Source organism: Alteromonas sp. H39 (assembly GCF_047556435.1).
GTDB lineage: Bacteria > Pseudomonadota > Gammaproteobacteria > Enterobacterales > Alteromonadaceae > Alteromonas.
Genome location: NZ_CP180210.1, coordinates 2,352,782 through 2,378,352, shown reverse-complemented (window position 1 = coordinate 2,378,352; position 25,571 = coordinate 2,352,782). Strand labels below are relative to the sequence as shown.

Annotated in this window: 18 protein-coding genes; 12 read left to right on the top strand and 6 right to left on the bottom strand. The window is 49.8% G+C overall.

The window, feature by feature from the left end:
* Positions 1-137 precede the first annotated feature (137 nt).
* The 3 genes from ACLBLI_RS10495 to ACLBLI_RS10485 form a co-directional block, all read right to left on the bottom strand.
* Entirely contained in the window at positions 138-1,451 is a 1,314-nt protein-coding gene (locus ACLBLI_RS10495; protein ID WP_414827572.1) for a M24 family metallopeptidase, read from the bottom strand.
* A gap of 74 nt (positions 1,452-1,525) precedes the next feature.
* A complete protein-coding gene (locus ACLBLI_RS10490; protein WP_414827571.1) occupies positions 1,526-3,151 on the bottom strand; it encodes an SGNH/GDSL hydrolase family protein in 1,626 nt (541 codons plus the stop codon).
* Positions 3,148-4,950 carry a CDC27 family protein gene (locus ACLBLI_RS10485; RefSeq protein WP_414827570.1) on the bottom strand — a complete coding sequence of 601 codons (1,803 nt, stop codon included), beginning with the start codon at positions 4,948-4,950 and terminating at the stop codon, positions 3,148-3,150. Before ACLBLI_RS10485 ends, ACLBLI_RS10490 begins: the two co-directional genes overlap by 4 nt.
* A gap of 156 nt (positions 4,951-5,106) precedes the next feature.
* Here ACLBLI_RS10485 and ACLBLI_RS10480 point away from each other — a divergent pair, with 156 nt between their 5' ends.
* The 8 genes from ACLBLI_RS10480 (at position 5,107) to ACLBLI_RS10445 (ending at position 14,483) form a co-directional block, all read left to right on the top strand.
* Positions 5,107-6,939: a carbamoyltransferase gene (locus ACLBLI_RS10480; protein ID WP_414827569.1), complete on the top strand. Its 1,833-nt coding sequence runs from the start codon at positions 5,107-5,109 to the stop codon at positions 6,937-6,939.
* Positions 6,939-7,361: an SxtJ family membrane protein gene (locus ACLBLI_RS10475; protein ID WP_414827568.1), complete on the top strand. Its 423-nt coding sequence runs from the start codon at positions 6,939-6,941 to the stop codon at positions 7,359-7,361. The genes ACLBLI_RS10480 and ACLBLI_RS10475 overlap by 1 nt, the downstream gene beginning before the upstream one ends.
* A complete protein-coding gene (locus tag ACLBLI_RS10470) occupies positions 7,361-7,513 on the top strand; it encodes a DUF5989 family protein (protein ID WP_414827567.1) in 153 nt (50 codons plus the stop codon). The genes ACLBLI_RS10475 and ACLBLI_RS10470 overlap by 1 nt, the downstream gene beginning before the upstream one ends.
* Before the next feature lie 13 nt (positions 7,514-7,526).
* Positions 7,527-8,033: an RNA methyltransferase gene (locus tag ACLBLI_RS10465; protein WP_414827566.1), complete on the top strand. Its 507-nt coding sequence runs from the start codon at positions 7,527-7,529 to the stop codon at positions 8,031-8,033.
* A 193-nt stretch (positions 8,034-8,226) separates the two neighbouring features.
* The gene (locus tag ACLBLI_RS10460) at positions 8,227-9,126 is read left to right on the top strand and encodes a PEP-CTERM/exosortase system-associated acyltransferase (RefSeq protein WP_414827565.1); all 900 of its coding nucleotides are present in this window, start codon (positions 8,227-8,229) and stop codon (positions 9,124-9,126) included.
* A gap of 141 nt (positions 9,127-9,267) precedes the next feature.
* Complete coding sequence (locus ACLBLI_RS10455) at positions 9,268-11,169, top strand: alpha-amylase family glycosyl hydrolase (RefSeq protein ID WP_414827564.1); 1,902 nt, start codon at positions 9,268-9,270, stop codon at positions 11,167-11,169.
* Complete coding sequence (locus ACLBLI_RS10450; RefSeq protein WP_414827563.1) at positions 11,159-12,085, top strand: alpha/beta hydrolase; 927 nt, start codon at positions 11,159-11,161, stop codon at positions 12,083-12,085. The genes ACLBLI_RS10455 and ACLBLI_RS10450 overlap by 11 nt, the downstream gene beginning before the upstream one ends.
* Positions 12,075-14,483, top strand: coding sequence for a TIM-barrel domain-containing protein (locus ACLBLI_RS10445; protein ID WP_414827562.1), 2,409 nt, complete (start codon positions 12,075-12,077; stop codon positions 14,481-14,483). Before ACLBLI_RS10450 ends, ACLBLI_RS10445 begins: the two co-directional genes overlap by 11 nt.
* 231 nt (positions 14,484-14,714) lie before the next feature.
* Here the strand turns inward: ACLBLI_RS10445 and ACLBLI_RS10440 are convergent, their stop codons facing one another.
* Positions 14,715-16,214: a tryptophan halogenase family protein gene (locus ACLBLI_RS10440; protein ID WP_414827561.1), complete on the bottom strand. Its 1,500-nt coding sequence runs from the start codon at positions 16,212-16,214 to the stop codon at positions 14,715-14,717.
* 361 nt (positions 16,215-16,575) lie between these two features.
* Here ACLBLI_RS10440 and ACLBLI_RS10435 point away from each other — a divergent pair, with 361 nt between their 5' ends.
* Genes ACLBLI_RS10435 through ACLBLI_RS10425 form a run of 3 tightly spaced genes read left to right on the top strand, consistent with a single transcriptional unit; the run spans position 16,576 to position 21,632 of the window.
* On the top strand, positions 16,576-18,411 hold the full coding sequence (locus ACLBLI_RS10435; RefSeq protein WP_414827560.1) for a glycoside hydrolase family 13 protein: 1,836 nt from the start codon (positions 16,576-16,578) through the stop codon (positions 18,409-18,411).
* A gap of 48 nt (positions 18,412-18,459) precedes the next feature.
* A complete protein-coding gene (locus tag ACLBLI_RS10430) occupies positions 18,460-19,941 on the top strand; it encodes an MFS transporter (protein ID WP_414827559.1) in 1,482 nt (493 codons plus the stop codon).
* Positions 19,941-21,632, top strand: a complete 1,692-nt coding sequence (locus tag ACLBLI_RS10425) for an alpha-amylase family glycosyl hydrolase (protein WP_414827558.1) — start codon at positions 19,941-19,943, stop codon at positions 21,630-21,632. The genes ACLBLI_RS10430 and ACLBLI_RS10425 overlap by 1 nt, the downstream gene beginning before the upstream one ends.
* A 332-nt stretch (positions 21,633-21,964) precedes the next feature.
* Here the strand turns inward: ACLBLI_RS10425 and ACLBLI_RS10420 are convergent, their stop codons facing one another.
* Positions 21,965-22,510 carry a DUF4377 domain-containing protein gene (locus ACLBLI_RS10420; protein ID WP_414827557.1) on the bottom strand — a complete coding sequence of 182 codons (546 nt, stop codon included), beginning with the start codon at positions 22,508-22,510 and terminating at the stop codon, positions 21,965-21,967.
* A gap of 100 nt (positions 22,511-22,610) precedes the next feature.
* Positions 22,611-23,639: a LacI family DNA-binding transcriptional regulator gene (locus ACLBLI_RS10415; RefSeq protein WP_414827556.1), complete on the bottom strand. Its 1,029-nt coding sequence runs from the start codon at positions 23,637-23,639 to the stop codon at positions 22,611-22,613.
* Positions 23,640-23,874: 235 nt separating this feature from the next.
* Here ACLBLI_RS10415 and glnS point away from each other — a divergent pair, with 235 nt between their 5' ends.
* Complete coding sequence (glnS, locus tag ACLBLI_RS10410) at positions 23,875-25,542, top strand: glutamine--tRNA ligase (RefSeq protein WP_414827555.1); 1,668 nt, start codon at positions 23,875-23,877, stop codon at positions 25,540-25,542.
* Positions 25,543-25,571: the final 29 nt, after the last annotated feature.

The window sequence follows — 25,571 nt, the reverse complement described above, 5'->3', positions numbered from 1 at the left end:
AAGCCGGGCCGCGCATCTGCTGGGAGCCCGTGCTGAAGCATGGGGGCCTGTGGGAGCAGCAAATACGCGTCCTCCGGATGGTGCTGCTGGATAAAATGCCACGCTACATAGCGTGGCATTTTTCTATTATACCGCAGCTACTCCTCTGTTGAGATCAGTATCAGCTCGCTTTGTGGTGGCGTTAAATACCGTGCGCCATCCTCGGTGATCACCACCATTTCTTCTACGGAAATGGTCTTGGTTTGCTGTTCATTACTGCCTGGATAATACCAGCTGTAAAAGCCATCAAACGCAAACGTCATGCCGTCGTCAAGGTATTTGGAAGATGTGCTTCTTACACCCAGGTTCGGCCCGGTGTCGTGGGCTACATATCCGACGGGATGGCCCGTGCTCCACATAACCGGAAGTGAGCCCTCCCGCTCCATGACGACGCGCTGGGCTTCATGTACATGATTACCCGTGACACCGGGCTGCATTGCCTCAAACGCGGCGCGACTGCCTGCAATGGCGCTGTCCCAGGCATGCTGGATGTTAGCCGGCGCTTTGGTTTCGCCGGGTTTGAGTACATAAGCAAAGCGCTGAATATCGGTTACCCATCGATCAAAAACACGAATTCCAAAATCAATCTGAATCACATCGCCAGGCTGAATGATACGGTCTGTAGGATGAGAGTGACCACGGTCTGGCCCCGAGTTTACTGCCGGGTTCTGATCCGGCGCCCAGCCGTCCTGAACACCCGCATCAGCAATTCTCTTTTTCAGAAAATCAGCGATATCTTTATCTGTGGTTTTGCCCGGAATGACGGTCTGATAGGCTTCGTATTGCCAGTTAGACGTTATGGTGGCTGCTTTCGCCATAATATCCACTTCTGAGGGAAGCTTCCGGGAAAGCCATTCGTATATCACCGGCTCAGCAGCAGTCAGGCGGGTTGCCATCTTTGGGGCTAACGTCTCCTTCAATGCCAGATACTGGGAGTGACTCAGGCCGTCGGCCTGCGGATTGCCGCTAAAAGAATTGATTGCAAGCGCGCTAACCTCTTGCTGGTTTAACCAATCTGCGGCTACCTCAATCGCTGAGTCGGTACGTTCTACATCAATCACTTCGTCAAAAATACCCAGCTCTTTCACTGCCGTTGATTCGCTGACAGGAGAAAACATTCTCGAATTTACGCGTTCAGCCTGTTTCGAAAACACAACTACCGCAGTACCTCCGGCATTCTCGCAGCCGACATGCGCAGCAATGGGGTCGTTGTCATTTTCCCGGCAAACAATTAGCCAGTGACTGACTTTTGCACGCGACATGGCAGAAGGAAGCAGAGTTTGCATACGTTGCTGGCGAATGTCCATCCACGGTGACGGCCCGTCAAATGGCTTATCTGCTGACTGAACAAGTGGAGAAAACGAAGGAAGTGCGACTCCGGTACAAAGTGCAAGCAACGAGTATCGTATCATGATAGTTCCCAGTGTAAGTAAGAGGCAGTTGACTGCTTCCCCTGTGGTTGCAGTGGCCTACCTCTCTCATTTTTTTATTTTTTAGTTAGTCTATCCTTAAGCATCGCCATGCGAGTATCAAGGTTACTGGTCGCGCTACCGGCACGCTTTGCCCGTTGATAAAAATATAGTGCCTCGGCATCTCGCCTCGCCTTATACAGTAAGTCACCGGCCTGCTCATTACTAAGTGGATCATGAGGCAAGGCTTGGGCAATAAGGGCTGCCGCTTTCATTTCCAGGTGAAGATCCTGTCGTTTGGCAAAACCTGTGCGTAATTGCCGCATCATTTCCAACCAGTCCAGACGTTTTTCAAAGTAGGCTTTGCCCAGCTGTTGCTGCCAGTCCGCAGGCTCAGACAACATCACAGGAACAGGGGAAGGGCGGAATGGAAAATCAGATTTTAGCGCCTGTATCTGTGCGTACCCATAATATTCTTCAGCAGCGGTTACCGGACGGTTTCGCCAGGCCTCTGCGGTCGTTACCGACTCAGGCTCTGCGGCCAGCGGATAATCGAGTAGCGCATTATAAAAGCTCTCGGCAATCAGAAAATAACCCGGCAGGTTAGGGTGCAGGTGCTCCAGCATCAGCGAGTTGCCAATAATGTTGCTTTGGGTTCTGGACTCCATCACTGACAGCGTATCTACAAGTACCACACCGGGTTGGCTGGATAGCTTTCTGATGATCGCGTTAATATCATCCGGTGCGCGAAAGCGCAGCGGGTCAATATCCTTCGCCTTAGACAAATACTGACGGGCAGCTGGGTAATTTTCTGATGCCATAGCCTGGCGCCCGCGCTGGTATAACGATAGCGCTTCATCAGCCGCCGGTGATCCGAAACCCAGTGGCGGCTGGTCGCCAATATTGCTGGCGATGGTGCTTATATATACCGGAATACCGGCCTGCCGGTAAGTATCTATAACCTGGCGCATATTCGCTTCAAATTGTCGGAGTCCTTGCCGGTACGCCCCGGAATCAAACGGGATCATGGTATTTTTGGCTACCTGTGCCATAAAGGTACGGGATGTGGATTGAATGTCGTCCGGTTGCGGGGAGAATGACAGCATAAGATACTGAAGCGCATCAACGGTGGCCAGCGAATACAAAGACAAATACAGTCTGGTAAGCAACGGGCCACCAAACTGAAACTGTGAACCAACGCCGAAAATTCCCAGGTACTCGTTGTGCCCGGCATAAATCAGAACCGCATCGGGGGATTGTTCTGCAATTTCCGATGCTACGTCCTTTAGCAGATAGCTATTTACGGCAGACATTGCCGTGTTTATGACTTCAACGTCCCGCTGAGGGTAGGTTTGTCGTAAACGGTTGTCCAGCATGCCGGCCAGAGAGGCCCCCAGCCCATAGGGAAACCCTGCTGCGGTAGAGCCCCCCTGAACGATCAGCCGCAGACCATTCGCAGGCTTTTCTTTTAAGAAAAAATTCGGCTCCATGGTGACCCGTGGCGCATGCCCGTCCGGGAAGTAACGGCTTAGAATGTCGGGTCTGGGCAGCAAATAATCAGGGTGAGCTGGGTTTTCAATAAACAGAGGGGCTTTGCCACCGAAGCCTGCAAGTCGTAAACCTCCCTCCAGCAAGATAAAAAATACAACCGGAATGGCCAGGGTAATCAGCAAGAGAGTAGATCGCCGTAGTGCGCGTGTCATTCCCGGACTCCAAGTTGTTTCAGAAAATATGCCGGCTTGGGGTTATCAGGAAATTGTGACTGAGACTCTTGTAGCTGGGTAATAGCTCGTTTTGTGTGGCCAGCCTTAAACTGGCTCTCTGCCAGTGTAAGTTGATAGCTGAGGTCATCAGGCTGAAGGCTGACGGCTTGTCTGGCGAAAAACCAGGCTCGTCCCGGTTGGCCAGCTCGCAATGTAATTTGTGCAGCAAGTTGCGCGGTTTCCGGATTAAACGGCAGCGCGCTGGCAAGCGCCGTGGCGGCATTAGCGGCATCTTGCCAGCGATCCTGTTGCTGATAGTAGGTGATGAGCTGTGGAAGTTGTGAGAGTAAACCTGTACCTCTGAAACGTTCTATAGCAAATGCGGTTTCTTTGTCCCTGGCAACTGGCAGCATTAGCGGTGCCGGTGTCTCAGTAAACGGATAATCTGAGGTGAGACTGTCAATTTTTAATTTGCCTAGCAAGGAGTCAACCGGAGTCAGTGGCCGCTGAAGCCATGCCTCGCTATCAGTAACGGAGATCGTAGGTGCAGGCAATATATGATTTTCCTGCAAAGCGTCGTAAAAGGCGTTAGCAAGCAGAAAATAACCTCGTTCATTAGGATGCAGGTGCTCTAGCATCAGGTTATAGCCAATGTGACCGCCCTCACTGGCGGCGCGCATTAGCTGATGTGTCTCTACAACGCTTGCCTGGTGTTGCCGGGCGAGATCACGAATAACAGCATTGAATACCGAAGGTGCGCGAAAGCGCAACTGGTCGTTATCCATGGCATATACAAAATGACGGTAAGCACGTTTATCGTCAGTGCCTGTGAGCATTGTCGCAAGGGCGAAATGTGCATCTGCGGAATCGGGCGAAGCCGTAACGGCGGTTTCAGCCTGTCTTTGTTTTATCCTTTTATCATCAGGGGTGTTAAGAAACGCGTTAAGATCCTCAATTCCCGGGGCGGGTACTGATAGGAAAGGGCGTTGCTCACTTTCGTTTGCGGCAATTGTAGAGATGAATGTGGGAACGTATGCCTCACTAAAGGTGGTTAATACGGCGGCAAGGTTGCTGCGAAACTGCGCGATACCCAGATGATATATTTCCGAATCAAACGCTATCTGACTGGACTGCGCGATGGTTGCCATGATTGTCCGGTCTGCGCTGTCAGGTTCTGCGTCAGGCGGATCTGATGCAAATAACGACTGCGCGAATTGAAACGTTCGCCAGTTTTTCAGTTTCAGAAATAACAAATTTGCCAGATGTCCCCCGCGGCTGGCATACACTGAACCCACTCCCATGACACCGAGGTACTCATTATGTCCTGCGTAAATGAGGACAGCGTCTGGAGAAATCGACAGTATGTCCTCGCTGATATCGCGAAGCGTGTAAGAATTCACGCTGGACAGGGCGACGGAAATGACGCGAATGGTTTTGTCCGGGTAAGCCTGCTGAAGCCGAGCCTCCAGTAACCCTGAGGGAGAACCGAAGCGACCATAAGGAAAACCTGCAGCAGTGGAACCTCCCATCATAACGAGCCTAACCTCATTCTCGGGCTTTTTTTCCTGAAAATAATAAGTGTCTGGGCTTACTTTTGGTGCGGTTGCGCCATTGTGGAAATAGCGCTTTATCATCGCAGGGTTTGGCATCAGGTAACTGGGTTCACTGGCGGGAACAAACACGGGATAGCTGTTGCCGTAACCGGCTATGCGTAAAGCCACTTCAATAAGCAGAAACAAACCTGCAGGGAGAAGTAGTGCTATCAGAGTAAACCATACTGATGCGGTCTTGGTTTTCATGGCTACAAAAAATTAACAAACACGATGACAACATTAAGCAGTTACTACATATATGGCAAGCTGGATACGTATGCATAAGCGAAATGCTGTTCCTCTAAAAAGGGTTACGGTATGCTGCGTGTATTGCATTGAGTTAACACAATAATAACAACCATCATGTCACTCATACTTGGGATTTCAGCCTATTACCACGACAGCGCTGCGGCGATCCTGAAAGACGGTCACATCCTGGCTGCGGTGCAGGAAGAACGCTTTACCCGCAAAAAGCATGATCCAGGATTTCCTGCGAACGCGGTACAATATTGTCTGTCACAGGCAGGCTGTTGTCTTGAAGACATTGAAGCGGTGGTATTTTACGATAAGCCGCTACTTAAATTCGAACGCTTACTGGAAACTTTTTTGGCTACCGCGCCCAGGGGCTTTGGTGGCTTTCTTCGCGCCATGCCGGTGTGGCTGAAGGAAAAACTTTATTTAAAACAACTGTTACGAAAAGAGTTGCTGGCACTTTCCCCCGGGCTTCATAAAAGTCAGTTGCCCGAACTTCGATTCACGGAACATCACCAGAGTCACGCGGCGTCCGCTTACTATCCTTCACCTTTTGATCATGCAGCAGTGGTCTGTCTTGATGGTGTGGGAGAGTGGGCAACATCATCGCTTTGGGAGGGAAAAGGAAAAAGACTTAAGGCATTAGCCGAAATACACTTCCCACATTCACTAGGCCTGCTTTACTCCGCGTTTACTTACTACTGCGGCTTCAAAGTCAATAGCGGCGAGTACAAGCTAATGGGACTGGCTCCCTACGGTAATGCTGTGTATGTAGATAAAATTTATCAGCACCTGATTGATGTTAAGGAAGATGGCAGTTTTGCGCTGGATATGCGGTATTTCGATTATGAAACCGGTACGGTAATGACCAGTCGCGCATTTCATGCATTGTTTGGTGGAGAGCCCTGGCCTCAGGACAAAAGCCCGGATCAGCGATGTATGGACCTCGCGGCTTCCGTTCAGCAGGTTACTGAAGAGGTCGTTGAGAAGATTGCAAAACATGCCAGACAGATAACCGGCGCTCCTGCACTGTGTCTGGCGGGGGGAGTGGCCCTTAACTGCGTTGCCAATGGCAAGTTACGTGCGGCAGGCATTTTTGACGATATCTGGATCCAGCCCGCGGCAGGCGATGCTGGCGGAGCTTTAGGAGCGGCGCTGGCAAGTTGGTATCTGGAAAATGGCAGTGCCGCAAAACCTGAACTAGACCAGATGTCTGGCGCTATGCTCGGCCCTGAATATTCTCAGCACGATATAGAAGCGGCAATAAAACGCTGGTCTGTTGTGGCGCAACAGCCAGAACGTAATGCGCTTTATCACATCGTGTCGCAAGCGCTTTCGCAAGGTCTTGTTGTTGGCTGGTTTCAGGGGCGTGCGGAGTATGGTCCTCGAGCCTTGGGAAATCGCTCTATTCTGGGCGATCCCCGGAACCCGACCTTACAGCGAATGATGAATTTAAAAATTAAACAACGGGAGTCATTTCGTCCCTTTGCGCCGGCAGTGCTTTCAGAGCATTTCTCTGCTTACTTTGACGGCGGCCCCGGTAACCCATACATGCTGGAAGTTAATGCCGTGAAGCCCGAGCTCTTGATTACGGTATCCGATAATGTATCTGGCCTGGAAAAGGTTAACAGTATTCGCTCTTGTATTCCGGCAGTCACCCATGTCGACTATACAGCGCGGGTACAATGTGTGGATAGCGCAATACATCCGGAATTTCATGCACTGATCACTGCGTTTTATGAGCAAACCGGTATGCCAATGGTGATTAATACTTCTTTCAACGTACGGGGCGAACCCCCCGTGTGTAGCCCGGACGATGCTATTCGTTGCTTCCTGGCGACGGAAATGGATATGTTGGTGATAGGGCCGTATGTCATTAACAGAGAAGAAGTGCGTGGTGACATGGTTGAAAAAGCTAAACAAACAACGTTTGAGAAAGATTAATGAATAATTTCTGGTTACCTACCGTGTCGAAATCTGATCTGCCAGCGCTACGACAGTTTGGTCTGGGTATGGCACTAATGCTAACGCTACTCTTTTGTCTGCTTTTGCCATGGGCTTTTGACGTGCCAGTCCCGTTGTTGATCATTCCCGCCGTTGTCGTCTTACTGGCACTTGCGCTGGTCAGGGCAGGCTTACTTTACTGGCCTTACCGAGGCTGGATGGCAATCGCAAGCATCCTTAACTTCGTCAATACGCGGGTTATTATGGCGATGGCGTATTTTTTATTGATCGTGCCAATCGGATTGTTGATGAAGTCGCTTGGCAAATTGCAGTATACTCGCCGCCCTTCACGCGATACCTCAACGTACTGGGTGTCGCGGGATACCAGTCCGGCTAAGAATAACCTCAAGGAGCCGTTCTAATGTTAGAATTTATGCAGGACCTGTGGGCATTTTTGCGGGTAAGAAAAAAGTTATGGCTGTTGCCAATCATTGTGGTGCTGGCGTTACTGGGTGCCTTGGTGATTGCCACACAGCAGTCATCACTGGCAACATTTATCTATACCGTGTTTTAAAGAAGCGTTTGTTTTGAAGTCACATGTCAGTCTGGGTTTAGTCAATCCAAAATCAGCGGTTAATGTCGCGTCCATTCTTCGTGCGGCAGTCTGTTATGGGGTCAATGCCGTGTTTTATACTGGCCAGCGTTATCGATACGCCAAAGATTTTAATGCTGATACCAAAGCGTTTCATAAAATCATTCCTACTATTGGCGTGGAAGATTTACTCGAATGCAAACCGAAAGGGAGTCGGGTTGTCGCTGTGGAACTGGTCGAAAATGCGGTGCCACTGCCAGCCTTTCACCATCCCGACAATGCGTTTTATGTGTTCGGGCCTGAAGATGGCAGCCTGAGTAATGCATTTATTGAGCACGTTGATGATGTTGTCTACATCCCAACGCACCATTGCATGAATCTTGCCGCAACGGCAAATGTGCTGCTTTATGACCGTCTGGCTAAAAGTCGTTACGACGTCACAAATGCGTTTATTCGCCGCTCTCGAGACCAGAATAATCGTACTGCTCATAACAAGTTATGATTTTTTTTGGCAGATTTGATCCTCAAATTGCGTAAAACGTATGAGATTCAATCCACACGTATGGTTTACAACAATAAGCAGATCGTGCATTGTTTAACGTCCGACTTGGAGATCGTCTGAGATCTGGTTTCAGACCCACATGGATCGTGCTTCAAAAAAATGTAAACGACACAGCAAAAATCTTGGGGTACTGGTGAAACGCCGTCTGATCAACGTATTCAAAAAAGTGAAACATGCGCCCGGAGTATCGCACGTCATTCGTCCGATGGTCCGCCGGAAGATGAACAAGACTATTGATGCAATCGCTGCTCATTTCTTTGAGCACTTTTCATTAGTGATAGCCGCTGACGAAAGTACCAGGCGGGTATGTTATAAAACCCGCCATCAGATATATTGCGAGGAATTGGGTTACGAACCCGTCAAGCAGTCAGGTCTGGAAACGGACGAGTTTGATGACTACTCACTGAGTTGCTATATCAAGCACCAGGCAACGGGAGACTGCGCCGGCACTATAAGATTGGTAATGCCTGCGCATCCGGGTCAACAGCTTCCGCTGGAAAAAAATTGTCCTGACGCGATTCGCCTTGATAGTGAAAATCCTAAGCTACATCCCCGGCACAGTGTTTGTGAGGTTTCGCGTCTGGCTATTCCGAAGCGCTTTCGCCGACGTGAAAGCGACAGCAAATTATCGCCGGTTACGGGTCAGAAGCCTAAAAAATCGCTTCTTGAGCAACATCATAGCCGCTCCTTTCCCTATATCTCTATGGCGTTGTATTTTTTCGCTACCAGTATCTGTCTGATCCGCGATATTGATTATGTGTATGTCATGATGGAGCCGAGGCTGGCGAGAAGCATGCGTTTTATTGGTATTAATTTCCACCGCATTGGCAACGAAGTTGATTATCACGGCACCAGAGCGGCTTATAAAATTTCACCTGTTGAGCTTGTCGAGCAAATTTCACCCGCATTAAAACGTTTCCAGCGAAAAATCATGCTGGAACTTGATGGGGTGCCTGAATTCGGCCACGCGTTATCTCATTATCACAATCGGGCGTCGCATTCGCAGAATAACAAGGCGCGCAGGGCAGCCTGATTCGTGGTTATCTGACTATTCAGATAGCCGGAATCAGTGACATGTCGCTTTCCACAGCCTGCTGAATACGTATGTAATTGTAGTAACATCTTTTTAACCTGTATTCTTAGTAAATCTGAATGCACAGGATGTTACTTACCGATGAAAAAAACACCGCACTATTCCAGACAGCTCCTGTCTGCTACCTTACTGGTTGCACTATCTGCCTGCTCTCAGGCACCTGAAAAACGACAGGAGAGCGCCACAGTGTCTGCGTCTTCCAATGAACAACCCCTTTCCGATAAACCAGTAAAACCGGTTGTGTATCAGGTTTTTACGCGGCTTTTCGGAAATACCAACACCAACAATGTTCCGTGGGGCACAAAGGAGCAAAATGGGGTAGGCAAGTTCAGTGATTTTTCGGATAGCGCACTGGATGGAATAAAAGCCCTGGGCACAACCCACATCTGGTATACCGGCGTACCGCATCATGCTGTTGTCGCAGATTACACCGAGTACGGTATCTCGATGGACGATCCTGACGTGATAAAGGGCCGTGCCGGATCTCCGTATGCTGTAAAAGACTATTACAACGTCAATCCAGACCTTGCTAATGATCCGGCCAAACGGTTGCAAGAGTTTGAGGCGTTAATCGAAAGAACGCACGCGCATGGAATGAAAGTCATTATTGATATCGTACCTAACCATGTCGCACGTCATTATGAATCAACCAGTGCGCCCCAAGGCGTTGAGGATTTCGGAGAGTCTGACGATACATCGGTTGAGTATGCAAGAGATAACAATTTTTATTATGTGGTGGGAGAGAAGTTTAGTGTGCCTGAGGCGAAAAACGGCTATCAGGTATTAGGCGGCGATCAGCACCCGCTTGCCGATGGTAAGTTTGATGAGTTCCCTGCCAAATGGACCGGTAATGGCGCCCGTGCCGCGAGGCCCGACCAGAATGACTGGTATGAGACGGTAAAAGTAAATTACGGCGTAAAACCCGATGGTAGTTACGATTTTCCTCGTCTCCCTGAGCCTTTCGCAGCTAAAGGTGTGCAAGATCATGCCGACTTCTGGAAGGATAAATCACTTCCCGACTCCTGGTACAAGTTCAGAGATATTGCGTTTTACTGGCTTGATAAGGGGGTAGATGGTTTTCGCTATGACATGGCTGAAATGGTACCCGTGGAGTTCTGGTCGTTTCTTAACAGTGCGATAAAGCAGAAGGATCCGGATGCATTTTTGCTGGCCGAAGTTTATCAGCCGGATCTTTATCGGGCTTACCTGAAAAAAGGAAAGATGGATTACCTTTACGACAAAGTCGAATTTTACGATACGTTAAAGGCCATTATGCAGGGGCACGGAAAGGTCTCTGACCTGATTGCAATCCAGCAATCTCATGGTGATTTTGCTCCCAATATGCTGCACTTTCTGGAAAATCATGACGAACAGCGTATTGCCAGCCCGGATTTTGCCGGCAGCGCTGCGAAAGGCAAACCTGCACTGGTGGTGTCTGCACTTATCAGCCGCTCACCGACCATGTTGTACTTTGGACAGGATGTGGGTGAAGACGGCAGTGAAGAAACTGGCTTCGGCGACCCCACACGAACCACGATTTTTGATTATGCTGGCGTACCTGCGCATCAGCGCTGGATGAATGACGGTAAATTTGACGGCGGTCAGTTGACCCCTGAAGAGAAAGCGCTGAGGGACTTTTACATCAAGGTGATGAACCTGTCAGCGACGCATCCTGCTATGGCGGGTGAGTTTTTCTCGTTGCATCAGGCGAGTCTGGAAAACCAAAGTGAATACAGTGAAAAGCAAATAGCGTTTGTGCGTCATCACAATGGCAGCAGATTGCTTGTCATCAGCAACTTTTCGACAGACTCTGTCAACGCTGAGGTTTCCTTTGGGGATGACGCAACAGAGTTACTGTCTCTGAACGAAGAGACACAGTTTACGAATCAACTGCAAGAAAACGATCAGGCTGTCTTCAATACGACTAATCAAACCGTTGCGGTAAGTCTTGCGCCTCTGGAGTCGAAAGTTTATGCGTTTTAACCTGACTTTCAATAGCGCTGCAACCTCGATACTTGCAGTGACATGCCTTGGGGCCTGTCAACCCAAGCCGGATACTGTGCCAGCAAAAGACACCAGTCTGCAGGACGTTTACCTGACAGCAGAGGACGAGACAGTATCAACGAATGTACAGGTACTGAATGAAGCCTTTACTTTCCCCGACGAGACACCGCGGCGCGTATGGGTATATCTCCCGCCGGACTACGCGCAGTCCGATACGCGCTACCCGGTGGTTTACATGCACGATGGACAAAATGTATTTAGCGAAAGCACCAGCTATGCAGGTGAGTGGGGTGTCGATGAAACTCTGGATACCCTTGCCAGCCAGGGACTACACGTTCCCATTGTCGTGGCCGTCGATCATGGAGGTGAATCACGCATGCGGGAGTTAAGCCCGTGGACAAACCCTGAGTTTGGCAGCGCCCAAGGCGATGCCTATCTGGATTTTCTGATTAACGACGTGAAGCCACATATCGATAAGCATTTCCGTACGCTGCCGTCGGCACGGGACACAGCGATCATGGGAAGCTCGATGGGAGGACTGATGTCCCATTACGCTATCGTCAAATATCCGGAGGTGTTCTCCAGAGCCGCAATATTCTCCCCATCGTTCTGGTTTAGCAAGCAGTCTTTTACCTATACCGAGACGCATCCTTTGCCGGAGACGCACAAACTGTATTTTGTTGTTGGTGAAAAGGAGGGTAAGCAGATGACCGATGGGATGACTGCCATGGTAAACCTTCACCAGGCTCAGCAACATCCGGATGAGGCGTTGTATTCAGAGGTTGTAACCGGACAGGATCACAACGAAGCGTTTTGGCAGACTAACGTGGAAGCGGCGCTTCGCTGGCTTGATCTGCTAGGAGATCGCAATGAGGGGACAGGCAATGCGCGTTAATATTTCTCACTATGCAATAGGCGTATTGCTGCTGATTGGGTTTTGCAAAAACGTTTTTGCCGCCTCACTGGCAACCTACGACGTGCGCGATTCCCGTGTATATTTCACTCTGGATGACGGCCAGCAGGTACGGGTGTCTATGCTTGAGCATGACAGTGTTGAAGTGGTGTACCAGGCGACTAGTCAGCAATTACCGTCGTTTGCGCTACCTGCAAACTATCGTGTGCTTGAACCGACGATTCATAAGTCTGAAACCCAGCTGACCGTGCAGCATAAAGACGTCAGTGTTCAGGTCCGCCTGGCACCATTTTCGCTGGCGTTTGCTTATCAGAAAACGCCCACGATCAATGAAGAGCGTGGCTATTTTCATGTCGACAGTTTGCGCGGCTTTCGGTTTGCGCTCAAACACGGTGAGAAACTGTTCGGGGGCGGACAGCGCGTAATGGGTATGGACCGTCGTGGTCAGCGCATGCCGTTGTACAACCGGGCTCACTATGGTTACACCACAGAGTCTGACCAAATGTACTATTCGCTGCCTGCGGTTATGTCGTCTGCCAACTATGCCGTGATATTTGATAATTCCGCGGCAGGCACGCTGGATATCGGGCATAGCGAAAGCGATGTACTGCAGTTTGAAGCGCGTGCCGGTCGCAGCGCCTACATCGTTACGCTGGGAGAAAACCTGGCAGATGTCAGCACAAATGTGGTGTCTGTAACGGGCAGGCAACCGTTACCGCCACGCTGGGCGCTGGGTAACTTCGCGTCACGTTTTGGCTATCGCAACGAAACACAAACCCGTGATGTCGTAAAAAAATTCGCTGACGCAGAGATCCCGCTGGATGCGGTTGTACTGGATCTTTACTGGTTCGGAAAAGATGTCAAAGGACACATGGGCAATTTACGCTGGGATCGTAACGCCTTTCCGGAGCCTGAAAAAATGATGGCAGATTTCGCCAACTCCGGTGTTAAAACCGTTGTCATTACAGAGCCTTTTATTCTAACCACCTCGTCACAATTTGAGAATGCAGTCGCCGCTGGCGCACTGGCCAGTAATCTGGCAGGTGAGGTTAAAACCTTTGATTTTTTCTTTGGCAACACCGCACTGGTAGACGTATTCAGTAAGGCGGGTAAAGACTGGTTCTCAGGCTTTTATACCCAGTTGCATCAGCAAGGCGTGTCAGGCTGGTGGGGCGACTTAGGTGAGCCCGAAGTACATCCGTCAGATACACTGCACGAGTTTAACGGGCGCCTGTATACCGCCGACGCCCTGCATAATGCCTATGGCCACCAGTGGGCCAAAATGGTATATGAGCACAGTCTGTCGTTGTCACCAGAACTACGGCCTTTTGTGCTGATGCGCAGTGGCTTTGCAGGCAGTCAGCGCTATGGCATGATCCCCTGGACAGGCGATGTCAGCCGCAGCTGGGGAGGACTGAAACCACAGGTGGAACTGGCACTGCAAATGAGTGTATTTGGCCTGGCTTATACTCACAGCGACCTGGGCGGCTTTGCTGGTGGCGAAGAGTTTGATCCCCAATTGTATCAGCGCTGGCTGCAGCTCGGTGTGTTTCAGCCGGTGTTCCGCCCACATGCGCAGGAAGATATTGCGCCTGAACCGGTATTTCATGATGAACAAACACAGCGCCGGGCCGCAGAACTCATTCGTTTGCGTTACAAAATGCTGCCCTACAACTACTCAATGGCAATCGAAAACAGCCTGACGGGGATGCCGCTAGTGCGGCCGTTGTCATTTTATCATCATGAAGGTCACTGGTTTGAGAATAAGGACAGTTTCTACTGGGGCGAGCAGTTTCTGATTTCGCCGGTAACTGAACCGGACGTCACAGAATGGAAGGTAGATACACCAGAAGGAAACTGGTATCACTTTTTTACGGGTAACGAAGTGGCTGGCGGTAAAGTGAATACCATCCCGGTAACGGATACCACCTTTCCTGTACTGGTCAGAGCGGGTGCTGTAGTGCCGATGACAAAAGCTGTACAAACTACACGGGATGCCGACTTCAGCCGCCTCTCAATGCATGTTTGGGCAGGGGAGCCGGGTAAGACATACGAATACATCTACTATGAAGACGATGGCAAAGCGGTTGACTCTATTGAAAAGGGTGAGGTTGTCAAAGGGACGATTACGCATAAGCTGGATAATAACCGATTGTCTGTGGATGCGTCGTTTGACGGACGCTATAAGGGCATGCCGGACAGCCGTCGTCTTGAGTGGGTGTTACACGGTGTCCCGCGCCGTCCGACCTCGGTTATGGTAGGAGGCCAATCTGTTGCTGTTGATAAAAGCGCTGGTGTTAGCTGGGATGAAGATCTAGATGTTCTGCGGGTGATAGACGCAGAGGTCACTGGCACGTCTTCAATTAACGTTCAGTTCTGATTGCGAATTTGTTCCCGCCACGGCTTGCTCTGTGCCGCTGGCGGGAACCTCACGGGTTTAATACTCGGTGTGATTAAAAAAAGAAGGTGAGTCAGAGGAGTGTGACTCAGTCTGAGCATGATGCTTCCCATCCTGTGGCAACGTCAGAGGGTGTCGGTTTTTTTTTAAATGACCGTACTGACTTCATACGCGCAGGATAGGATTTGCTGCGCACTATTCCCCCTGTAGGTCTCAGCAGGGAATGGAATCATTTGTTCCCATGCGCTGCAATGCCTTACCGTGCGACAGGAATGTCGCTCCCCACTTTTCCAGCAGTGGCGTTACCGCTGACAGAGATGCGTCTGTTTGTAGATCGTTGGTAACTGCCGGAAACACATCGTACCCGCTTAACAGGCAATACCAGGACACGGCTGAATAATAATGACCAATCTGATTATCCTGTATGAACTGAATAAGGTTGCCGCCTTCGTTCCAGCACTGCAGCAGTGCCGACAATGTGTCTGAGCGCTTTGCCTCAGCACGAAACGCATCCCAGTACTTTCCGGGGCGCTTCGACAGAACATAGTGCGCGACAATGGAGTCACGTATACCGTCAAAACGTCCGGCGATCCGGCTGTTAAATTCATCGCGGTACAGGGGAGTGTAGCCACCCGCTGCCCAGGCAGATAGAAACTGTTCTGTTGTTTCCTGAACCAGATGGAGTGCAGTGGCCTCCAGCGGTTCAATAAACCCCTGACTTAACCCCACAGCAAGGCAGTTTTTAGCCCAGCTGGAAGCCGTTCGACCCACTTTCATGGGAATGTGTCTGAGATCGTCAGCGTTTCCGTGTTCGCCCAATGCTTCAGTCAGACGTGCTGCGGCGTTATGTTTATTTTCAAATTGTGAGGAATAGACGTAGCCGTTTCCGGTGCGGTGAGTCAGGGGGATTTCCCACCGCCAGCCATTCGCCATCGCGACAGAACGCGTGGCCGGAACCGGGTTTTCATGGCGAGCTGAAAAGCAGGCGACGGCGGCATCGTTAAATAGCGAATCAGCATAAGATAAAAAGCCGACCTTGAGCGTCTGTTGCAGTAACAGACTGCGAAATCCGGTGCAGTCAATAAAGAAATCCCCCGGTATCCGCTGGCCATCGTCAAGTAGCAAGGCGTCGATATCACCGTTATGGTGCCGCGTAACCGCATTTACGGTACCCTTTACATGCTTAAGCCCTTGCTTTTTAGTATGTTTTTCTAAAAATCTGGCTAACCCGGCGGCATCGAAATGATAGGCGTAATTCAGTGAAACGGTCACAGAGCCCTTATGCTGGAGGGGCGATTTATGATGCGCACTCAGCCAGTTAGCCAGAAAGTAATCATCCGGAAGACAGGCAATCGGACTTCGCTGTCGTCGCCTTTCGCAAGCTTGCAGAAAGGCGTTTGCAGTATGCCTGTCCGGGGCACTTGGGAAGGGATGAAAATAGCCTGGGGCGTGGTCCGAGTGCCAGCCTTCAAAGCGAATGCCATTTTTATAAGTCGCATGGCAATGAGGCATCCAGTCATCTTCGGCAATGCCTAACGTCGAGAACAGTTGCCGCAAGTGCGGTGTCGACCCTTCACCCACGCCAATGACGGGGACATTATCTGATTCTACCAGCGTTATTTCCGCGTCTGTGCCTGTAAAATGGTGCTGAAACAAGATTGCTGCGATCCAACCCGCAGAGCCTCCTCCGGCAATCACAATACGTCTTTTCATAGCAGCGATCTCGTCATTTTATTCTTTTTCTTGTGTGCACATTATGGTCAATTACCGTCGTTATCACACGATCCTGATGCTGAATACGTATGCAGCAGGTTGGTTAGCAAGCGCGTCGCAGGTAGTATCAGCTATCATCTTAACGTCCTGTTAACACCTGTAAAAGGAAAGTTTTCAGGCGAAATTGAAATTCGCGATACACGCTAACAGCGTTTATCGCAATGAGTGACATGATTGCGTCAGACAGTTGCCGGAAAGGTGGATGTCAGGCAAGTGTCATTGTTTATCGTTCGTCGGCTGCTACCGGGACATCGTCATCGCGCTTTTCTGGTGCAGGTGTCGTAAGAGGGGAAATCTGAAAATGCGCAAATCAGGGCTACTACTTTTACTACTTACTGCCAGCTTGCCGCTGCAGGCAGTTGAAGTATCTCCTCCTAACTGGTGGGCAAATATGGCGAAACCTACCGTGGAGTTGATGGTCCATGACCCCGGTATTGCCAATGCAGATATCACGTTATCTCATCCCACAGCGCGGATCCTTGAAACACAAAGTCTGGACAGTGAAAACTATGTGTTTATCACTGTGGATTTGAGTGATGTCAATCCTGGTCACTTATCTTTTGATATCGCTGCTGAAAATGGTGATAAAAAAGTACTTCGGTACACCATCAACGAAAGGCGTGAAAATTCCGCGATGCGCAAGGGCTTTGGTCCCGAAGATGCTATCTACCTGATTACACCAGATCGCTTCGCCAACGGCGACCCGGATAACGACAGTGTCAAAGGGTACGTGGATACGCTGGCAAGAGATAACCGGGGCGGGCGTCATGGCGGCGATATTCAGGGGATGATGGACAACCTGCCTTATCTCCGTGATATGGGATTTACCCAAATCTGGACTATGCCGTTGCTGGAAAATGCCATGGACAGCTATTCCTATCATGGCTATTCCACCACAGATTATTATCAGATTGATCCGCGCTTTGGTTCTAACTCCTTGTATCAGACATTCAGTGCCGAAGCGAAAAAATCGGGTATCGGCATCATCATGGATATGGTGCTTAATCACATTGGTAGTGAGCATGACTGGATGCATGACGCGCCGTCTGAGGACTGGATCCATCATGGGCGTAACTTTGTTCAGACTACCCATTTCCGTGAGGCGCTTCATGACCCGCATGGCACTAAAGAAGATGCAGCGGCGTTCGCAGATGGCTGGTTTGTTCCTACCATGCCGGATCTGAATCAGTCCAACCCACACCTTGCAACTTACCTTATTCAAAATGCCATATGGTGGGTGGAATATGCCGACTTAAGCGGCATTCGGGTAGATACCTATTCTTACTCAGACAAAGCGTTTCTATCGGCATGGACTTCCAGACTCATGCAGGAATATCCCAATTTGAATATTGTGGGTGAAGAGTGGTCGGTGAATCCGCTGATCACGTCTTACTGGCAGGCGGGGTCCAGAAGACATGATGATTATGTCAGTGCATTACCCAGTGTGATGGACTTTCCGCTTCAGGCCGCGCTGATACAGGCGCTTAAGGATGAAGAAAGTTGGTCAGGCGGGTTACGCAGCTTGTACGAAATACTGGCTACCGACTTCGTTTATGGCGACCCGTATAATCTGGTGGTGTTTGCAGACAATCATGATATGGACAGGGTGTTCACGCAGCTAAATGAGCAAACCGCGCTATGGGATCTGGCGATGACTTACCTTCTCACCACGCGCGGAATACCGCAGGTATTTTATGGTACAGAAATACTGATGACTCATACCGGAAGTTCGGATCATGGCGATATCCGCAGTGATTTTCCAGGCGGCTGGGAGGGTGACAACGTGAATGCGTTTGCGGGTATCGGATTGACTGACGAGCAAAAATGGGCGCAGCAGCGCATAAAAACATTGCTACACTTACGTCACGAGCAACCACAATGGTTTTCCGGCAGACTCACGCATTACACGCCGCAGGATGGGGTATATGTTTACTTTCGTCACAATGCGGACTCACCCGAGACTAAACTAATGGTGGTACTGAATAAAAACAAACAGCCGGTATCGATAGCGTTGTCACGTTTCTCAGCAATGCTGGCGGGGCATTCTGATATTACACGGCTCTCAGGGGACACACAGACATTGCCTGAGACGCTAACAGTGCCTGCTTATGCTCCCAGTGTCTGGATTATTGATTAACCTTATGTTGTACCGTGGAACAAACGACAACAATAACAAGAGAAAACTATGCAAGCACAACAACCACGTTTAAATTTCTGGCAGATATGGAACGTCAGCTTCGGCTTCTTGGGGGTGCAGTTTGGCTTCGCCCTGCAAAATGCAAATGTTAGCCGGATCCTTTCTGATTTAGGCGCAGATCTGCATTCGCTGTCTTTGTTCTGGCTGGTTGCGCCTATTATGGGGTTGATTGTTCAACCGATTGTTGGTTCGGCATCGGATCGCACTTGGAACCGTCTTGGTCGCCGGCGTCCCTTTATTCTCGCAGGTGCCGTTGCGGCTGTGGTCGGTATGGTGTTGCTGCCTAACGCACCGATCTTTGTGGCGTTCATGGCCCCGATGATTATGGGGGCGATTATGGTGGCGTTGATGGATGCGTCATTTAACGTCTGTTTCCAGCCTTTCCGGTCACTGGTTTCAGACATGGTACCCGCCGAGCAGCGTAACATTGGTTACTCGGTACAGTCGCTGCTTATCAATATCGGTGCGGTGATAGGGTCGATTTTGCCGTTTGTACTGACCAATGTGGTCGGCCTTGAAAATACGGCGCAACTTGGTGAAGTCGCGCCATCAGTTATGTGGGCATTTTATATTGGCGCCACCGTACTGTTAGGCACGGTCATATGGACAGTGATCAGAACCAAAGAATACGCACCTGAGGACTACTACCGCTATAAGGGCGTCAAGCCCGAAGAGATTGAACAGGTTGAGGAAAAGCCACCATTGTCAGAGCGTTTCAAAGGCTTTATTGACCTGTGTGTGAAGATGCCAACTACCATGAAGCAACTGGCAGTCGTGCAGTTTTTCTCGTGGTTTGCGTTATTCATTATGTGGGTTTACACCACCCCAGCCATTACTCAGCATATCTGGAATGTCGATAAAAAGTGGTTTGATCCAGCCTATATCGCTACCGTTCCTATGGTTCCTGAAACTATTGTTGCAGCGAAAGGCGCCGCGGGTGACTGGGTAGGGATCCTGTTCGCCGCCTATTCGGTGTTTGCCGCAGTATTTTCTGTTTTCCTGGCGCGTCTGGCTGACAAATTTGGCCGTAAACTCATTTATGCGGGCTCGCTGGCGTTAGGTGGCATTAGCTATGTTAGTTTCCTGATGTTCCAGGATCTTAACGCCGTTAACGTAAACCTGTTAATTACCGAAGTGACGGTACCTGTTGGTGCAGTAAACCTGTTACTGCCTATGGTGGGCATTGGTATTGCCTGGGCGGCAATTCTCGCGATGCCCTACGCGATGCTGGCCGGCGCACTTCCGCCTAACAAGACCGGCGTGTATATGGGAATTTTTAACTTTACGGTGGCGGCGCCGCAGATTGTATCCGGCCTGACCGCAGGCTGGATTTTAAGTTCGGTATTCGACAACGAAGCGAAATACATCATTGTAGTGGCTGGTGTATCGATGCTGCTCGGAGCACTGGCGGTGTTCTTTGTGAAAGAGCCTGAACAGCTGCCACCCCCGGTTTTGGAAGGAGAGAATTAATGCGTTTTATTCGCAGAACGTCGATTGCGACGGCGATTGCTTTATCATTAACAGGTTGTGCAGCCACCCAGACTGACGATGTTGTTAAGGCGAAACCTGAGTTCTACGGCACCACGGAACCCTTTACTGCCGAGGCGGTATATTTTGTAATGACCGACCGGTTTGTGGATGGCGATCCGGACAATAATTATGAAGAGCAGGGGGGGGATCACCCGACCTGGCAGCTTCGGTTAGACGGTCCGGACGGAAAATATGCGAATGTCGGCTACATGGGTGGCGATTTGCAGGGCGTGTTAAACAACGCTGAGTATATCAGCGACATGGGCTTTACTGCGGTATGGTTAACACCATTGGTGGCAAACCCTGATCAGGCCTTCACCGGTGATGAACAAATCACTTACGGCGGCCAGTTTAAAGATGGCGGTAAAACCGGCTATCATGGCTACTGGGCAACCAATTTTTATGAGCCTGACGAGCACTGGGTGAGCGACTCGTTAACCGTTAAGCAATATACCGATAAGATGAGAAATGAGTTTGGCCTGAAGTCTGTATTCGACATTGTCGCGAATCACGGCACGCCAAGTTTTACCATGCCAGAGGATCAGCCCGGGTATGGTGAAATTTATGATAGAGACGGTAATTTGGTGGCAGATCATCAGAATCTGCATCCTGAAGATCTCTCGCCTGACACGAACCCGTTACATGCATTTTTTCATGATTATCCTGATTTGGTGAAATTGTCTAACCTCGATGATACCAATCCGGATGTCAGGGATTATCTGATTAACAGTTATTTGTATTGGATAGAGCAGGGCGCGGACGCTTTCAGAATCGATACTATTCGTCACGTCCCCCATGCTTTCTGGCGTGAGGCGTCGGATCGCATCAGAGAGCAACATCCGGGCTTTTACATGTTTGGTGAGAGCTTCCAGTATGATGCTAATTTCATTGCGCAGCATACGCTACCGAAAAACGGTGGCATCAGCGTACTGGACTTCCCCATGCAAAAGGCCATGCTAAGTGTCTTCGAAAAGCCTGCTGAATCCGATTTTGCAAAGATGGAAGAGGTGCTGTATCTGACGCACGGGCCGTACAACAACCCGTACGATTTGACTACATTCTACGATAACCATGATATGCCGAGAATGAATGCGATCGATGAAGGCTTCATTAATGCCCATAACTGGTTATTTACCGTCAGGGGGATACCAGTGGTGTACCAGGGCTCTGAAATTGGGTTTATGCGCGGCACGGCAGAACATGCGGGTAACCGCAATTACCTGGGGCAGGACAATATTGATAGCGCGCCGCAAAGTGACATTTATCAGTCGCTGAAAGCGATAGCGAATGTACGTAAACAAGTGCCCGCGCTACAGCGTGGGCTGCAGGTGAATGTCAAGTTGCAGGGTAATGAAGCGGTGTTTTATCGTGTACTGCAGGATGAGAATACTGCGCAGACAGCGCTGGTGCTGCTGAATAAAGGCGCCGAGCCTGCGACAATGTCAGTCAGCCAGTTTCTTCAGGAAGGACAGTGGCAGGAACAGTTATCCGGCAAGTCTGTCACCGTTGCTGAAGGAGACAGCCTGTCTTCAACGGTTAACGCCAATGGGGTTCAGGTATGGGTTCGTGAGGGCGAAGTTACCGCACCGTCACTGATTGAAGCGATGACTGCGCAGATGCAGGTGCAATAGCCAAAGGTGCGAGTCTCTAATATCGGGCCCTGACTTAGCGCCACCTTTTAATATCATCAGGTAAAAGCCACTTCGATACGCAAGTGGCTTTTTTATGAAATGCTGTGGATCTGTTCAGGCAGATAGATAGTCATTTGCATGTTTTCTGTCAGCACAGTTTTCGTTAACGAGACGGTGTCGCGCTTTCATTTTACCAGTGAGTCATAACACCGATTTACCGTGTTATATCAAGCCATAAACGATTGCCAATGCCCGCATAATAAGCAGTGAAAAGAGGGAAAGCAGGCTGTAGGCCTGAGAAAGTGAGCCCGAACGCATGCTGGGGTAACGTGTCAGAGCCAGCGTTCCAGCTGTATTTGCCCTTCACCCAGATAACGAAAAACCAGCTCAACCAGAATACCGCCTGAGCCGCTCATTGATACCAGGCTGTCACAAGCATCCGGCTGTAAACAGCTAAAAGGCTGGCCTAAAAACGCGTAGTCAGTGCCATCTTTGGTGAAGGTATTTTCTAATAGCTCAACATCAGAATAAAGGTACAGGGTACCTGTAGCATCGATAGATTCAGAATCGACAGACAGTAGAGTGTATTGGCGATCGCTGCCATCGGCAGGCGGGTTTTCTACTTTCGACACGTCCACCGTCAGCGTGTATTGATGACCCCACTGAAACTGAAAGTCACGGATGTCCTCGTAAAAAGGAAAAAACGCCGTAAGGTCGTTTTGGCCGGATGCAGACAAACACAATTGCTGGGAATCAGCCTCACAAACTACTTTGTGACTTAAGATAGTCAACTGTCTTATCTCACTGGCGTCATCGTCACTGCTACATGCGCTGAGTACTAACGCGGCCAGTAAGAGCGTGCCTGATTGCCTGAACATACTTCTTCCTTGATTCATGTATATGGCAATTACTGTATACGGAGAAATGCGATAGATATGTGTCAATTTGTTATCAGGGCAGACTGTTCGACGTCATTGTTTACTCTGCACTGCCGCAGGATTGCCTGATTATCAATTCCGCAGGCATCAGGTAATCTTTAACAGGTTTATTATTGATTGCATCTAACAGCGTGTTCACCAGTAATTCCCCAGCGCGTTTTGTGTTTTGCTGAACGGTGGTAAGACTTGGTGTGGTAAAAGCAGATACCGGGATATTGTCGTAGCCGACCACAGCGATATCTTCAGGTACGCGTAAGTCTGAATATCGTAACGCTTTGAGCACTCCCATGGCGATAGAGTCTGATGCACAGACGACGGCATCAGGAGGTATCTGCATTTGCAACAGTGCCTGCATGGCTTCAACACCAGCGTCTTCTGTAGAAATCGCGTCGATACGCGGCGTATCATTGTCAAGCAAACCAGCTTGATTCAGGGCGTCGAGATAACCCTGATGCCGCGCCATAAACTCTGGCGCATGCCCGCCAGCATCACCAACAAAAGCGAACCGTTTGCGGCCAAGTGAGAGCAGGTGCCGGGTAATATCATACCCCCCCTGATAATTATCGCAGCCAATACTGATACCGGGGTGTTCCTCATCGTGAGCCCCCCAGCGTACGAAATGGGTGCCTTGTTCTTCCAGCTGACTTAGTTTTGTGCGGTACGTGGTGTAATCACCGTAGCCCAGCAATATGATGCCGTCAGCTTTGTTCGAGTCTTCGTACTCAGCGTGCCAGTCATCTTCAAGATTCTGAAAAGACACCAGCAAATCATATCCTGCGCTGGCGCAGGCGCGGGTGATACTCCCCAACATAGACAGGAAAAACGGGTTGATCATCGAATCGTCAGAGGTGGGATCTTCGAAAAGCAGAAGGGCTATGGTGCTGCTCTTCTGTTTTCGTAAATTGCTCGCGTTTTTATCGACTTTGTAATTCAGTTCCCTGGCGATGCGCTGAACCCGTTCGCGGGTTTCTTTGTTTACCAGAGGGCTGTTACTGAGTGCGCGAGACACTGTTGATTGTGAAACGCCCGCTTTATGGGCGATATCAAACGATGTTGCTTTCTCTTTCATGAACACCAATTTCTATTACGACGAGGGAGCGTCAATGTCTAAAGAGGTTACCATAGATTTTTTCCCAGTCAGTGTTTTTAGTCTGGTGTCGGGATAAAATGCGGTAAATTCAGCTATGTTGCTGCATATTTAGACAAAAGCCCAAGTGACGAAAAGAAAACATGGTTGCGAGAGATCGGCTGATGTTATACTCGTCGCATAATCGACTCACACAAAAAATAAGGGGAAACAGCGAATGGCCGAGACTGAACACCGTCCGACCAACTTCATTCGTCAAATAATCGACAAGGACCTGGCATCAGGTCTGCACGAGAGCATAAAAACGCGTTTCCCGCCAGAGCCCAATGGCTTTTTGCATATTGGTCACGCGAAATCTATCTGCCTGAATTTTGGTATCGCAGAAGATTATAAAGGCTCCTGTAACCTGCGGTTTGATGACACCAACCCTGCAAAAGAAGACATCAGCTTCGTGAACTCTATCAAAGAGGACGTACATTGGCTGGGCTTTGAGTGGAACGGTGAAGCGCGCTACTCCTCTAATTATTTCGATCAATTACACGCCTTCGCCAATGAACTGATTGATAAAGGGCTGGCTTATGTCGACTTTTCAACGCAGGAGCAAATGCGTGAGATGCGCGGAACGCTGACTGAGCCAGGCAAGAACAGTCCATATCGGGATACCGATGTAGAAACCAACCAGCGTGAATTCGCGAAAATGACAGCGGGCGAGTATGGCGAAGGTCAATGTAGCCTGCGTGCCAAAATCGATATGACCTCGCCGTTTATGTGTATGCGCGATCCGGTAATTTATCGGGTTAAGCATGCACACCATCACCAAACCGGTGACAAATGGTGTGTTTATCCTATGTATGATTTTACTCACTGTATTTCAGATGCGATTGAGGGGATCACACATTCGTTATGTACGCTGGAGTTTCAGGATAACCGTCGCCTCTATGACTGGGTGATTGAGAATATTTCTATCGACTGTACGCCACGTCAGTATGAGTTCTCTCGCCTTAACCTTGAATATACGGTGCTGAGCAAGCGTCGCCTGATACAGCTGGTCGATGAGAAGCATGTTAGTGGCTGGGACGATCCTCGTATGCCAACCATTGCGGGTTTACGCCGCCGCGGCTACACCCCTGGGGCCGTGCGTGAATTCTGTAAGCGGATTGGCGTCACCAAGATGGATAACATGGTCGAAATGTCCATGTTAGAAGCCTGTATTCGTGATGATCTGAACGTCAATGCGCCGCGGGCAATGGCAGTACTCGATCCAATCAAACTGGTTATTGAAAACCTTGCACAAGGGGAGTCAGAGCAACTGACAGCACCTTATCATCCTAATGATGAATCGATGGGCACTCGCACCATTTCCTTTAGCCGGGAAGTCTGGATTGAAGCAGAAGATTTTCGCGAGTCTGCCAACAAAAAATTCAAACGTCTGGTGCTGGACAAAGAAGTGCGTCTGCGCAACGCGTATGTAGTGAAAGCAAACCGCGTTGAAAAAGACGAACAAGGCAATGTGACAACCGTTTACTGCACTTACGATCCGGAAACGCTGGGCAAAGATCCTGCCGATGGCCGAAAGGTTAAAGGGGTTATTCACTGGGTGGATGCGGCTACCGCACAAGCCGCTGAGTTTCGACTCTATGATCGTCTGTTTAACGTGCCTAATCCGGCTGCACAGGATGATTTTGTCGATGCGATTAATCCTGATTCTCTGCAGGTGAAGAAAGGATGGGCAGAAGCGGGTCTGCATAAACACGTGCCTGACGCTGGCGCATGGCAGTTTGAGCGAACCGGCTATTTTTGTGTCGACCCGGATACTACGGATGCACTACCGGTATTTAATCAGACTGTAGGGTTGCGTGATACCTGGGCGAAAATTGCTGATTGATAACATCAGGTAAAAATAAAGCGATATAA